A 13,616-nucleotide genomic window follows, 5' to 3' on the forward strand; every position below is an offset into this window, starting at 1 on the left:
ACCGAAGACAATGTTGCGCCACGCCTGCGCGATGCCCTCCGACCCTGATGCACACGCCGAGACGAAGGTGTTGACCCCGGCCTTGGCGCGCCGTTCCAGGCCGACTGCAGCGGCGGGACCGTCTGGCATGTACTTCTGCACCGCGAACGGCGAGACCGCTTCGATGCCGCGCGCACGCATGTCGTCGTAGCTGAACACCATCTCCTCGGCGGAGCCAAGCCCGGTTCCGACGGACACCATCAGGCGGTTGCTGTCCACCTCCGGCGATCCCGCGTTCTCCCACACCCTGCGGGTCAACACCGTCGACATCCGCTGCAGGTAGCCCATGCGACGCAACTCGGCCTTGGTCAGCTGGCTGTCGAATTCCTCCAACAGGTGACCACCGATGCGAACGGGCAGGTCGAATTGCTCGACGAAAGGATCGTCAAGGACCCGGATACCACTTTGCGAGTCGAGCAACATCTTCCATGTGGTTTCCATGTCAGGTGCCAGCGCAGTGGTCATAGCCATACCGGTCACGACCACATTCGGAAATGCTTTTCCGGTAACTAATTCGGTCATCGGTCTAGCCATATTCCTTTCATTTTCACAATCGGTGCGCGCGCACACGGCTCCCGTCCCATGAGGCGCAAAGACTTAGTTGTGCGGTCAATCGACAGCTGCGAGGGACGTCGTCAGGGCGAGTGGCGGGCAGCGCATCGCTGCCTCATCGCCTCGGCTGTTAATAGAACCTTAAGAAGCATACCGTCAATCGGCACCAGAACCGACGCAGCGGCCGATCAACGGCCACGTCGTGCCCGCCAGTCGAGCATTCCGCCCGCTGCCAGATGTGCGCCAAGTCACAAAATTAGGTGCCGCGCGGCCTGTTCGCATGACGCCCGGTGACCTCGGCCTTTACCCTGATCCCGTGAAAAGCAAGCAGGTGCCCGGCGGGGTGGTCCATGAGCTGCCTGCAGATTTGCACGAGGCGCTGGTAGGCAATTCGACGGCACTTGCCGCCTGGGAGGACATCACTCCGCTGGCGCGCAATGAATTTATCTGCTGGGTCGAAGACGCCAAGCAGGCCAAGACACGGCAACGCCGCATTCGCCGGACCCAGGAAGAACTCGAAGAAGGCAAGCGCCGGCCGTGCTGCTGGCCCGGGTGCAAGCATCGCGAGCGCACCGGCAAGTAGCCGCTACTCAACGAGGGGATTGAGGGTGCGAAGACGAGGCGGACCGTCGCGTTCCGCGGGTGCGCGGCTGGCTTCTTGCTTGGTGCTAACGTCCTGCCTCGCGCTCGCGAGCTGTGACACGGTCGTCTCCGGCACCCCGAAAGCTGTCCCCCGCGGACCTGCCACGAGCGGCCCGATCTATCCATCGCAGCTGGAGGATTTGCTGATGCCCTCCGGATCGTTCTCGGTAGTTCCCGATAGCCCGATGACCGAAGAAGACATGCAGTCCGCCTTATTCGTCGCAGCCGATCCGGCCCAGTGCCATGGCGCCGTCGCGTTCGGCCGCTTCCCCCTGTTCCCGGCGACCTATACCGGCCGCGAGGCACGTACCCAGCAAGACCATGTGCGCGATCAACACCAGCTGCTGGAAGTCTCGGCGACCTATCCCAGCAATTTCAACGCCGCAGCGTTTCTCGACTCGGTGCGCAGCACCGTGTCGGGTTGTCAGCGTGCCGTCACCGCCTGGGGCGACAACGGTCGAGGCATGACGGTGAACCCGACGCCGTTGGTCTCCGGTCCGCCGGAGGTCGCCCAGTGGGCTACGAATTTGGCTGGACAGCAATGGTTTTGTGACTTCGCCGTCATCGCTAAGGCCAATGTGGTGTCGGAGATGGTCACCTGCTCCCCCGACCGATCCGTCGACATCCTGGCGTTGATCTCCAAGCGGCTGAAGAAGATCAATGACCTGCTCGACGCCAGATCGTGACGGCCCGCTCAGTCCCTGACGAGATTGACATCGGTGTCTCGTTGTCGGCCGCTTGGCCGGCGCTCCGGCGTTCATTGCCTTCCGGCGCCACTCGCGCGATCCGCGACTCGATGTCGTAGGGCACGATGATGGCCGTAGCGCCCCGAATGCGGCTGACGGCCCGCGCCATCTTGTCCGCGGTGCGGTCGTGCAGGAGGCGACCTAACAGCGGCGAATAGGTCCGACGCGGCAGGAGCACCGTGACTTTGGCCTCCGGGTGATCTCTGAGCACCTGAGACACCAACTGGTGTGCTGCCCGGCTGAGGTGACGATCCGGGCAGTCGACGACCCGCAACGGGGTCTCGTGTTCGAAGCGCTGCCAGCGCTGTTGAAGCCCTGCCGCGTGGTCTGCGTCGATCACGAAGTGAACGGCGCTGAGTTCGTCGGCGTGCAAACCGTTTCCGTAGCGCAGTGCTTCGATTTCGGCGAGGTCCACCGAATCCACGAAGACGAGCACCCGTAGTCGGGGATGGCGCGCGAGATCCGGACGCTCGGTGTGCGACATCTCCAGCACCGATGCCTCCGCCCGGTACTTCTGATTGAGCCGCATCAAACCGAGTACCAGCGCGGGGAACACCACAGCGATGAGCCAGGCGCCTTCGGTGAATTTCGCTACCACGAAGATGCCCACCACGAACGTCGACAAAATACCCGCCGACAAGTTGACCGCCAGCTTGCGCCGCCACCCCTCATGGCGGTGAATCAGGTGATGCTTCGTCATGCCGTAACCGGCCATGGCGAACCCAGTGAATACACCGATGGCGTAGAAGGGCACCAACGTGGTGACCGATCCCTTGGTGATGATCAACAACGTCACCGACAACGCGGTCAAGGTGAGGATGCCGTTGGAAAACACCAGGCGATGACCACGTTTGGTCAGTGGTCGCGGCAAGAACCGGTCCTCGGCAACGAAACTCGCCAACGCGGGAAACCCGTTGAAACTGGTGTTGCAGCCGGTGAACAGAATGGCAGCGGTGGAGGCTTGCACCAGGAAATATAAGGCGTTTCCGATTACCCCGTGGCCGAAGACAACACGGGCGATCTCCGACAGCATGGACGGGTACTCACTCAGATACGGAGTCGCATGCGTGACATGAGCCAGCCAGGCGACTCCCGCCAGCAAGAAGCCGAGGACACAAGCCATCCGCGTCAGCACCCGCCGCGCGTTGGCCCCTTCGGGCTTGCGGAAGGTGTTGATGGTGTTGGAAATTGCCTCCAGGCCGGTCAGCGAGGTACCGCCGTTGGCGAACGCGCGAAGGACAACCAGCACTGTCGCACCCATCACCAAGCCGCTTCCTTGGTGCACCGGTACTGCGCCCACGATTCGTTGCGGGTCGTATTTCGGCAACCCCCAGACCATTTCACGCACCAAACCGGTCACGATCGTCAGCGTGATCATGCAGACGAAGAAGTACGTCGTGACGGCAAACGCCCGACCCGACTGGCGTAGACCGCGCAAGTTGGCAACGCACATCAAAAGGACCACAGCCACCGTGATTTCCAAGTGATACGGCCGCAAAGGCGGGATGGCCGAAACTACCGCAACCGTCCCGGCTGCCGGCTGCACCGCCACGGTGACCACGTAATCGATCAGCAACGCCGCCGCAGCGATCTGCGCCACCCGCGGTCCGAAGTTGTCCCTGGCCACCATGTATGCGCCGCCCGCGCGGCTATACGTCATGACCACCTGGCGGTATGACGCGGTGACCAACACCAGGATCAGCAGCACCACGCCCGTGACCGGCAGTAATAAGGCGAACGCGGCCATGCCGGCGGCGGGCAGCAGTTCGATCATGATCTGTTCGGGACCGTAGGCGGTCGAGGAGATCGCGTCCGGGGAAAGTGCGCCCAGCGCAATTCGATTGGACAACCGCTCGGAGTCAAGCTGGTCGGTGGTCAGCGGCTTGCCCAGGAGCAGCCGCTTGCACTTATCGGTCAATGACGGCGGTATCCCGCCGACCGATGTCGCCATAACGCATCACTTCCTCAGTCTTAACGAAATGTCATGTGCGGCAGGCGACATGGCACAGGCCAGCCGGCATGAATTATTGAACCTGTCGCGCAGGCTGGGATGTCATCCCGCGCGGGTTGCCTCCGCGATCCGGGACTCGATGTCGTAGGGCACAATCTGCGCCGTCGCCCCGGGAATGCGGCTGACGGCGCGGGCTATTTTGTCCGCGGTTCGGTCGTGAAGCAAGCGACTCACCAACGGTGAGTAGGTGCGACGGGGCAACAGCACCGTCACCTTGGTGTCCGGATGATCGTTGAGCACATCGAAAATCAGTTGGTGCGCGGCGCGGCTCAGGTGACGATCGGGACAATCGACCATCCGCAGCGCAGTCTCGTGCTCGAAGTGATCCCAACGCTGCTGCAACCGCTCGGCTCGCAGCGCGTCGATCACCAGGTGCACGGCGGTGAGATCGTCGGCATGCAGGCCGTTGCCATAGCGCAATGCCTCGATTTCGGCGAGGTCGACGGCGTCGACGAAGACGAAGACCCGGTGCTGCGTATAACGGGCGACAGTGGGCCGCTCACTGTGTGAAACCTCGAGAACGGACGCCTCCGCACGGTACTTCTGATTGAGTCGCATCAAGGCGAACACCAGCACCGGGAAGACAATCACGATGAGCCATGCACCTTCGTCGAACTTGGCTACCGCGAAGATACCCACCACGACGGTGGACAGGATTCCTGCCGACAAGTTGACTGCGAGCTTGGCTCGCCAAGCCGGGCCGCGTTGCCTGAGATGGTATTTCGTCATGCCGTAGCCGGCCATCGAGAAACCGGTGAATACGCCGATTGCATAGAACGGGACCAGCGCGTTGACCGATCCGCCGGTGATGACCAGCAACGCTACCGACAATGCGGTCAGGGTAATGATGCCGTTGGAGAACACCAGGCGATGGCCCCGCTTCATGAGCGGGCGCGGCAGGAACCGATCTTCTGCGACAAAGCTCGCCAACGCCGGGAAACCGTTGAAACTGGTATTCCCACCGGTGTACAGGATCGCTGCGGTCGACGCCTGCAGAAGGAAGTAGAGAACGTTGCCAATGATCCCGTGCCCGAACACCACCCGGGCGATCTCGGATAAGACCGACGGGTACCCGTCGACGTACGGTGTGGCGTGAGTGACGTGCGCCAGCCAGGCCACCCCGGTGAGCAGGAATCCGAGAATGCCAGCCATGATCGTCATCACTCGGCGAGCATTGGGCCCCTCGGGTTTACGCAGACTGCTGACCGTGTTGGAGATCGCCTCGACTCCGGTCAGCGAGGATCCTCCATTGGCGAACGCGCGCAACAGGATCAACACGGTTGCGCCCATCACCAACCCGTTGCCCTGGTGAACGGGCACCGCGCCGGCGATGTGTTCTGGATCGTAGGTGGGCAGGTTGCCGAACAGCTCACGTGCCACACCGATGAGGATCATGCCGGCCACCATGACCACGAAGGCGTAGGTGGGCACGGCGAAACGAACGCCGGCTTCTCGCAGCCCACGCAGATTGGCGAAGCACATCAGTATGACCATCCCCACCGTGATGTCCAAGCTGTAAGGGCCCAAGACAGGTAGCGCGGAGACGACGGCGACTGTCCCAGCGGCGCACTGCACCGCCACGGTGACCACGTAGTCGATCAATAACGATGCGGCTGCGATTTGCGCCACTCGCGGCCCGAAGTTTTCCCGGGCCACCACATAGGACCCGCCGGATCGGGTGTAGACCATGACGACCTGGCGGTAGGACGCGGTAACCAACACCAGGATCAGCAGGATGACACCGGTGATGGGCACCAGCAGCGCGAACGCGGCCATGCCGGCGGCGGGTAATAGTTCAATCAAAATCTGTTCGGAGCCATAGGCCGTCGACGAAATCGCGTCGGGTGAAAGCACGCCTAACGCAACCGGATTCGACAGTCTTTCATGCTGGAGCTGATCAGTGATCAACGGCTTGCCCAGGAAGCTTCGCTTGCACAGGTCGGAGAACGAAGACCACTCTTTCGGGTTCTCAGCCAAAGTCGTTGCCACTGAATTACATTCCTTCCCCCCAAGCCTATGACGTCGCCGAAAGCCTAGCCGCAAACGATATGTCAACGCCTTGCCCGAAGATGTCTGTCAGAAAGTTGCCAGGAGCTTCCCATGAACCCTTGATATGGATGTAACAAAGTAGCGAGACCGTAGAAACAAGAAACCTGCCGAGCCGCCCTTGTCACCGGCATAGTGCCGCACAGCAGGTGCTGGCTCGATCATGACGCTCGTCAAGCTCAGGCCAATACGCTTGTCAATGAGTGTCTTTCGATGTAGACACGGCCGACCAACTGGTTCAGCCACGTTTAACCGTGGACATCGAGCTGACGGCAGCGATCTTCGTTGCCGACCAGAGGAGGGGAGTTCATGGCACATGAGAAGGGCTGTGTAACAGCACGATTTGTTCGGTCGGCCTCACCGCAACAGTTATTTAATTGCGTAAGCGCAACATTCGGCAATGGCTCGCGCACGCTCGATGCAACTTTCTCGAAGGGGTGAGCTTTATGCACCAACACGTGATCGTCAGCGGTGACGACGCGCTGGCGACGACGATTATCGAGGAATTGAAGAGAGCCGGCGCGACAGTTGCCAGACTGATCGGCCCAGAACTCGCGGGCACGCGAGTCAAAGCCGAACTTGTCAGGGCGGGAATCGCTCACGCGGCGGCCATCGTATGCGCCGGGAATGACGACGCGACCAATCTCGAGGTCGCCTTATTGGCGAGGAAGGCCAGCCGCACCATTCGAGTGGTGGCCCGGCTGGCCAATGATGTGCTGCGTGAGGCGGTAGCCGTTGATGACGGGCCGAGCGCCATATTTAATGTCGCCGACCTCGCCGGTACCGCGGTCGTCGAGGCCTGCCTGGCGCGCACCACGCACCCCTTTCGTGCGGCCGGCATCGATTTTGTCGTCTTCGGCGCCGAAGCGCCGCGCGATGCCACCTTGCGCGAGATCTACGGCAACTTAGCGCCCGTTGCGATCGTCCGCGGACAGGATAAGACCACATCCGGCAAGGTGGTGCCTTGTCCTGCCCGCGACGAGCATGTTCGGGCCGGTGACTGGACATCGATGATCGGTACCCCCGATGAGCTCGCCGCCTGCGGCGTCAGGGTTCCCCGTAACTCCCGGACGCGCTCACGGCAGTCACGCCTGCGCCGGACTATCGACGCGGCCCGGACATTGCCGGCCGAGGTCAACCCGGCTTTCTATCCGGTAATCGCTGCGTTGATGGTGTTGATCCTGGGATCCACTACGCTGCTGCACTATTCGTACCAACATCCGGGGATGTCGTGGGTCGACGCCTTCTACTTCACCAACGAGACGATCACCACCACGGGCTACGGCGATTTCAGCTTCGCCCAGCAGCCCACCTGGCTGAGACTGTACGCAGCCATGCTGATGCTGGGCGGTGTTACCACCACCGCGCTGCTGGTCGCGTTCGTCGCTGACGTACTCCTCTCGCGTCGGTTCGTGTTCTCCTCCGGGCGTCCGCGCGCCCGTCATCTGCGCAACCACGTCATCGTGGTCGGACTGAGTGCTTTGGGCACCCGGGTAGTCACCGATCTGACTAACGCCGGTTACGACGTCGCGGTGATCGAAAGGGATCAGAACAACCCATATCTGTCGACAGCGGCAGAACTCGATGTCCCGGTGATATTCGGCGACGCCACCCTGCGACAGACCCTGGAGGCCGCTCGCGTTGACAGAGCGCGTGCCGTGGCGGTGTTGACCCGTGACGACATGATCAACATCGAGACCGGAATCATCCTTCGCGAAATGCTCGGTCCAGAGGTCAAATCGGCCGCCAACCGCCGGGGCCGGATTCCCCTTGTGCTGCGCGTGTATGACCACGAGCTCGGCTCTGCGGTGGCGCAGCGGTTCGGCTTCGAAAACGTCCGCTCCACAGTCGAACTCGCTGCGCCATGGTTCATTGGCGCGGCACTTGGCCTGCGGGTGATGGGCACCTTTTCGGTTGGAGATCGCTCGTTCATGGTGGGCGGAATGCACGTCGGCGCGGGCAGTGAACTGGATGGGCTTCAGATGTTCGAGATGTCGACACAAACTCGAGTCATTGCCATCACCAGAGAGGACGCGCCGGCCCAATTGCACCCACGCCGCGATGCCAGGCTCAGCGCCGGCGACACCGTGTTCCTTGTCGGACCTTATCGGGAACTGCTGGCCACCCTGCGAAAGGGGCAACCACCGCGACAACCGGTTGTGCACGATGCGTCCGTCCTCGAGGACGAACAGGTGAAGTCAAAGGTCTCATAAGCAACGCACACCCTGGAAGAACCCAACGTTGTGATGTTGTCGAGGGGGAATTTTTGTTATCTCTACTTGCGGTCGGTATTGCCTGACAATGGATTTCGCCTCATTACCGCCGGAGGTCAACTCCGGTCGACTCTATACCGGTCCGGGGTCAGCACCGATGCTTACTGCGGCCGAAGCGTGGGAGAATCTGGCGGCAGAACTGTTTTCGGCAGCCGGCTCTTATCGGTCAGTCATCGCCGGGCTCACGGCCGCTCCGTGGGTGGGTCCGTCATCGACGACCATGGCGGCCGCTGCCGCATCGTATGTGGTCTGGATGAGTGACACCGCCACCCAGGTCGAGCAAACCGCCAGCCAAGCCAAAGCCGCCGCAGCCGCCTACGAAACCGCTTTCGCGGCTACCGTGCCACCGGAGATTGTGGCAGCCAACCGCGCCCTGTTGATGGTGCTCGTGGCGACGAACCTGCTGGGGCAGAACACTCCAGCCATCGCCGCCACCGAGGCACAGTACGCCGAAATGTGGGCACAAGATGTCGGCGCCATGTTCGGGTACGCAGGCTCATCGGCGTTGGCCACTCAGTTGTCACCGTTCAATTCGCCGGTGCGAAATACCGATTCGGCCGGCTTGACCAGTCAGGCTGCCGCCGTCGGTCAAGCGGGGCAAGCACCAGCAGGCATTGCGCAGAGCACGCTGTCGCAGATTGCCGAGGCCTTCTCTGCGGTGCCGTCGGCGTTGAGCAATATGGTGTCGTTGGGGCCGATCGGACCCTTGTCGCCGCTGGACATTTTGGATGTGGGTGCCGATTTGATCGCTTTCGGCATCGACGCCCCGGTCTCACCGATCGGTGCGGTGTCGCTTCCGGTCGACCTGGTCGGAGCCCAAACCGGTTTGCACACCGACGAGATCGTGAGTGGATGGGAAGAGTCCGGTGTGCTGCCCGAGGCGGGAGCCGCGTCGTCGACATCGACGGTTACCAACGTGGTGTCGAGAATGGTGACGGGAGCTTACGGCGAGGCGAATCTGGTCGGCGGACTGTCGGTGCCGGCGACCTGGACCGCCGCAACACCCGCGGTGGCGCCGATAGCGCTGCAATTGCCCGCCGCCAGCATCGGCGCGGACCAGTTGGTGGCGACGGCCGGGTCCAGCACCACGTTGGGTGATATGGCATTGGCCGGTATGGCCGGGCGTGCGGTGGGTGACACATTGGGCGTACGTTCCCGAGCTCCCAGCAAGGCGGCGACCAAGCAGCATTCCGCGGCCGCAGCGGCGTCCTCGACCATCGAGGAAAATTCGGAGGTCGTGAACGCCCCGCGCGCAGTGGTCACCGGAATTGCGGCCGAGATTCGCGAGTTCGCCGAACTGCGCGATCAAGGACTGTTGACCGACGAGCAGTTCATCGAGCAACGCAATCGGCTGCTCGGGCTGTGAGGCCGGGCCGGCATCCCGCGTTGCCGCCACCCGGTACGTATGAAATCCATTGGCCTACTTGACGTTTGGGCAACCAAATCAATTCCGCACTGAAGTTTTTGCCGAATTGCACAGTTTAGCGGTCAGGAAACCGGGAAGCGGGTACTAACAAGGGCAAGTTCGAACAGTGATTAACGACGCAACGGAGGCGACAGTGACAACACAATCCGGACCCAAGGGTGGCTGGGGCCTTCAGTTGCGGGCCGTACAGCTCGTCGTTGCCGCAGCGACTCGGGTGGCGCGGCTAGTCCGTCGCACCATCGACCGCGGCGGGCAGGTCGTCGAGCAGATCGGTATCGCGGACGGGCGATCATCGTCGTCACAGACACCGGAGCTGCCCAGCGGTCAGGGCGCCACCGAGGCGAAGGCGCCCCCGACATCGGCCACGCCCGCCGCCCCGCAAAACTCCGATGACGCTGTGGCGGGCCAGAAGCCAGTCAAGACGACACCCGCCAAGAAGGCGCCTACCAAACAGGCACCCGCCAAGAAAACGCCGGCCACCAAAACTCCCGCCAAGAAGGCGCCGGCGAAGAAGGCGACACCCGACAAGGCACCCGCCAAGACCGCGCCGGGCAGGAAGACGGCATCACAAAAGGCACCCGCCAAGAAAACTTCCGCCACAAAGTCTCCCGCCAAGAAGACACCGGCGAAGAAGGCGACACCCAGTAAGGCACCCGCCAAGACGGCGACGAAGACAACACCAGAAAAGGCACCCGCCAAGAAAACCCCCGCCAAGAAGACGCCGGCGAAGGACGTGGCAGCCAAATCGTCACGGTCGTCAACCTCGAGCGGCTCGGCGGGCGGTACTCAAGCCAAGAAGTCGGCTACCCCGCCGCGTAAGACGACCGGCGGCACGAAGTAAGTGAACTGGGCTGAGCGTCAGCGGGTTTGACGGGCGGGCGCGCAGGCCGCGTCAGGTCAAAGGTCTGCCGTCTCCGGCGCAACGTCGATCGGAACCAGCTCGGTCATTCCGCTCATCCGGAGGATCGACATCAACAGCGGGTGGGCGATCAGATGGATGTGGTCCGCCCGCGCGAACAAGGCGTTGATAGCGGCGCTGTCGAGGTACTCCACCGCGCTCAGGTCGACGGTCAATCGGTCACCGCTGTTCGTTGCGTCCGTGGTGGCGGAAGTCAGGGCCTGGTCGAATGCGTCGATGTTGCTCAGATCGATTTCACCGGCCGCAACCAGAACGACTTTGCCGTCGTTCTGCCGAGCAGTGTCAAGGGTGAGCGACGTGGGCATCAGGTGATCCTCGCGGATAGGTGAACTGTTGTTCCGTCGGTGTTGGGGTTAATGGTGACCTCTTGCATGAGCCCGCGCATCAGGGTGATACCTCGACCGCGATGCGGGTAGGAAGCGGGCTGCGGCGTCTTCCAGGTACCGGTGTCGGTGATAGTCAGCTGCACTCGGTCGTCGAGTGCCATGGCGCCGAGGGTGATGGTGCCGCCCGGACTGTGGCGGTGGCCGTGCTCGATGGCATTGGAGACGGCCTCGCCGGCAGCGATGAGCACATTCATCGTCTGGTCGGGATCCAACCGGGCCCGGGTCAACCAGCGACGCAAGGCAGTGCGGGTCGGTGCCAAATGGTTGGGGTGCGCCGGGAACGTCAGCTCCAACGGAGCCGGATGGCGATAGAGCAGCAGGACCACATCGTCCTGATAGCCGCCGCTGGGCGCCAGCACGGACATGACCTGGTCGGCCAGGTCGTCGAGTTCTGAGGCCCGACCTTCCTTGATGACCGCGGCAACGCGTGACATCCCGTGCTCCAGCGGAACGCGACGGCGTTCCACCAAACCGTCGGTGTAAAGCGCGAGTGTTGCCCGGGCGGGCATCGCCGCATGCGCCTCCGGGCGGGTCCACCCGGGGCGCATCCCCAACGCAATGGTGTGGCCGTCGTCGAGCTTGTGCACCGTGCCGTCGGCGTGAACCAGGATGGGCGGCGGGTGCCCGGCACTGGAGTACACCAACTCACCGGTATCGGGGTTGAGCACTACGCACACGGCCGTGGTGCATTGGGCACCGGGCAGGCGTGCGGCGAAGCGGTCCATCCCGGATAGCGCAGCACTTGGGCTGGGATTATCGAACAGCAGCGCGCGACAGGCGCTACGCACCTGCCCCATCACGGTAGCGGCGGCCAGGCCGTGCCCCACACAGTCACCGACGATCAAAGCGATACGACCGTCGTCCAGATCGACGATGTCGTACCAGTCGCCGCCCACCTGTAGCGGCGGGCTGGCGGCCTGATAACGCACCGTGAATCCGGTCGGTAAGTGAGCGGGCCCCAGAATCGCATGCTGCAACGCCAGGGCGGTCTCGCGCTGCTGATCGACTTGGTGCACCCGCTGCAGGCCCTGGCCGAGCCGACCCGCGAGGACGGTCAGCAAGGTTTGGTCTTCGAGGGTGAACGCTCGTTGTTCGCTCAGATCGATCCATACGACCAGCACGCCCTCGGGATGCTGCAGCGCGATGCCTGCTGTCCCGCTTCTCGAGGTGTTGGGGCTCAGAAGCTCACCGTCGCGCAGCGAGCTGAGGAGTTGCCGGGTTTCGGGCGGCAGGTCGGCCCACTGCGTGGGCTCACCGACGGAAACGACCTCCGGGGCGCCGAACACCGGAGCTCTGGTGGACGGTTTGCGGGTCGGGAAAGTGACGGCCAGAACGCGGCGAGCCCGCCAGAGCCGACGCAACTCCTCCGCCGCGGCGTGTACGGCGTCATCAAGGGTGGCCGCTTGCGCGAGTTCCTGGTTGAGCGCGTGTTCACGACCTGCGGCCAACGCCAGAGCAATGGCCGCGTGTCGGGCGAAGTCGCTGACCAGTTCGAGGTAATCGTTGCCAAAGGGCGGCTGCTGCGGGTGGCGTGCCACGGCAATCACACCCAGCACGGCTTCGTCGGCGATCAGTGGCATGACGATCGCCGAGCGTTCACCGACATCGGTGAATCCCTCGATCGGGTACTGGAACGAATCGGTGATCAGTGGTTGACCGCGACGAGCAACACCGCCCGTGGTCGATCCGTCCATCGGAACCTGGCGACCGATCACTTCCGAGGCATACCGGCCGGCCGTCGCGGCCACCACCAGGGTGTCGACCTCGTCGGCGGGCAGATCAGGCTCCCTGGGAACAAGCAAGATCGCCTGCTCGGCGCCGGCCAATTCGAGCGCGCGATTCACGATGAGCTGCAGCGGGCCGGTCTGTGGGTCGCCGGAGAGCAGCGCGGTGGTGATCTCCCGACTGGCTTTGGTCCACTTCGCCGATTCGCGTTCTTGCTCGAACAGGCGCGCGTTATCAATTGCCGCCGCCGCAGCCGTGGCCAACGCCCGCACAGCGCTCTCCTGCGAGTCGGAGAACACAAAACCGGGCCGGTCGTCGGCCAAGTAGAGCGTTCCGAAGTCGGCGGCTCGGACGGTGATCGGTATCCCGAGCAGCGCCCGCATCGGTGGTTCGTGTGCCCGCAGCCCTTGCGCCTGCAAGTGTGCGGGCAGATCGTCGACTCGCAATCCTTCGCCAACCGACAAATCACCGAGTTGCTGGGCGACGGCATCGCCGATCCCCGAGTGCACGAAGGACACCAGGCTGCCGTCGGCCGCGCGTATGCCCAGCGCCCCGTAGCGGGCGCCGGTCAGCTCTAGTGCCGCATTGACGATCCGCTGCAGCGTGACATCCAAATCGAGATCCGAACCGATTTCGACAATGACGCGCACCAGCTGTTCCAACTGGTCGCGAGCCGCCACCAGTTCGTCCACTGATTCATGTATTCGGCTGACTAACGAGCGCCGGCCCTGCCAGGTGAACACGGATTCACCCCGGTCATTGGTCATAGATGCAAACCTAATCCTTAGGTCCGGGCCTTCTTCTTCTGGACGCGCCGCACCCGTGAACCACTTTCGAGCCGACCAGGGTCG

The 13,616-nt window shown here is 63.0% G+C and carries 9 protein-coding genes and 2 pseudogenes; 5 read left to right on the forward strand and 6 right to left on the reverse strand.

The window, feature by feature from the left end; translation table 11 throughout:
* The coding region (locus tag A9W95_RS04610; RefSeq protein WP_305799957.1) for a beta-ketoacyl synthase N-terminal-like domain-containing protein at positions 1 to 561 on the reverse strand (561 nt) is incomplete at its 3' end.
* Positions 562 to 871: 310 nt separating this feature from the next.
* Here A9W95_RS04610 and A9W95_RS04615 point away from each other — a divergent pair.
* Both A9W95_RS04615 and A9W95_RS04620 read left to right on the forward strand, forming a co-directional pair.
* Complete coding sequence (locus A9W95_RS04615) at positions 872 to 1,174, forward strand: YdeI/OmpD-associated family protein (protein ID WP_371328020.1); 303 nt, start codon at positions 872 to 874, stop codon at positions 1,172 to 1,174.
* 82 nt (positions 1,175 to 1,256) lie between these two features.
* Entirely contained in the window at positions 1,257 to 1,919 is a 663-nt protein-coding gene (locus tag A9W95_RS04620) for a sensor domain-containing protein (RefSeq protein WP_067409436.1), read from the forward strand.
* 58 nt (positions 1,920 to 1,977) lie between these two features.
* On the opposite strand, the pseudogene A9W95_RS04625 reads toward A9W95_RS04620, so the two are convergent.
* The 3 genes and pseudogenes from A9W95_RS04625 to A9W95_RS27675 all read right to left on the reverse strand — a co-directional run.
* Positions 1,978 to 3,930 (reverse strand): annotated as a pseudogene (locus tag A9W95_RS04625) (APC family permease); the annotation flags it as partial.
* A 117-nt stretch (positions 3,931 to 4,047) separates the two neighbouring features.
* Positions 4,048 to 5,967 (reverse strand): annotated as a pseudogene (locus A9W95_RS04630) (APC family permease); the annotation flags it as partial.
* Between the two features lie 317 nt (positions 5,968 to 6,284).
* Complete coding sequence (locus A9W95_RS27675) at positions 6,285 to 6,638, reverse strand: hypothetical protein (RefSeq protein ID WP_253851563.1); 354 nt, start codon at positions 6,636 to 6,638, stop codon at positions 6,285 to 6,287.
* Between A9W95_RS27675 and A9W95_RS04635 the strand changes: the two genes are divergently transcribed.
* The 3 genes from A9W95_RS04635 to A9W95_RS27450 all read left to right on the forward strand — a co-directional run bounded on the left by A9W95_RS04635 (position 6,543) and on the right by A9W95_RS27450 (position 10,576).
* The gene (locus A9W95_RS04635; RefSeq protein ID WP_253851560.1) at positions 6,543 to 8,249 is read left to right on the forward strand and encodes an NAD-binding protein; all 1,707 of its coding nucleotides are present in this window, start codon (positions 6,543 to 6,545) and stop codon (positions 8,247 to 8,249) included. The two genes, A9W95_RS27675 and A9W95_RS04635, sit on opposite strands and share 96 nt — an antisense overlap.
* An 88-nt stretch (positions 8,250 to 8,337) precedes the next feature.
* Positions 8,338 to 9,675, forward strand: coding sequence for a PPE domain-containing protein (locus A9W95_RS04640; RefSeq protein WP_067409438.1), 1,338 nt, complete (start codon positions 8,338 to 8,340; stop codon positions 9,673 to 9,675).
* Positions 9,676 to 9,868: 193 nt separating this feature from the next.
* Entirely contained in the window at positions 9,869 to 10,576 is a 708-nt protein-coding gene (locus tag A9W95_RS27450) for a hypothetical protein (protein WP_216638131.1), read from the forward strand.
* A 56-nt stretch (positions 10,577 to 10,632) separates the two neighbouring features.
* Here the strand turns inward: A9W95_RS27450 and A9W95_RS04650 are convergent, their stop codons facing one another.
* Positions 10,633 to 10,959: an STAS domain-containing protein gene (locus A9W95_RS04650; protein WP_067409440.1), complete on the reverse strand. Its 327-nt coding sequence runs from the start codon at positions 10,957 to 10,959 to the stop codon at positions 10,633 to 10,635.
* Positions 10,959 to 13,532, reverse strand: a complete 2,574-nt coding sequence (locus tag A9W95_RS04655; RefSeq protein WP_067409441.1) for a SpoIIE family protein phosphatase — start codon at positions 13,530 to 13,532, stop codon at positions 10,959 to 10,961. Before A9W95_RS04655 ends, A9W95_RS04650 begins: the two co-directional genes overlap by 1 nt.
* Between the last annotated feature and the right edge of the window lie 84 nt (positions 13,533 to 13,616).

The organism is Mycobacterium sp. 1423905.2 (assembly GCF_001673155.1).
Lineage (GTDB): Bacteria > Actinomycetota > Actinomycetes > Mycobacteriales > Mycobacteriaceae > Mycobacterium.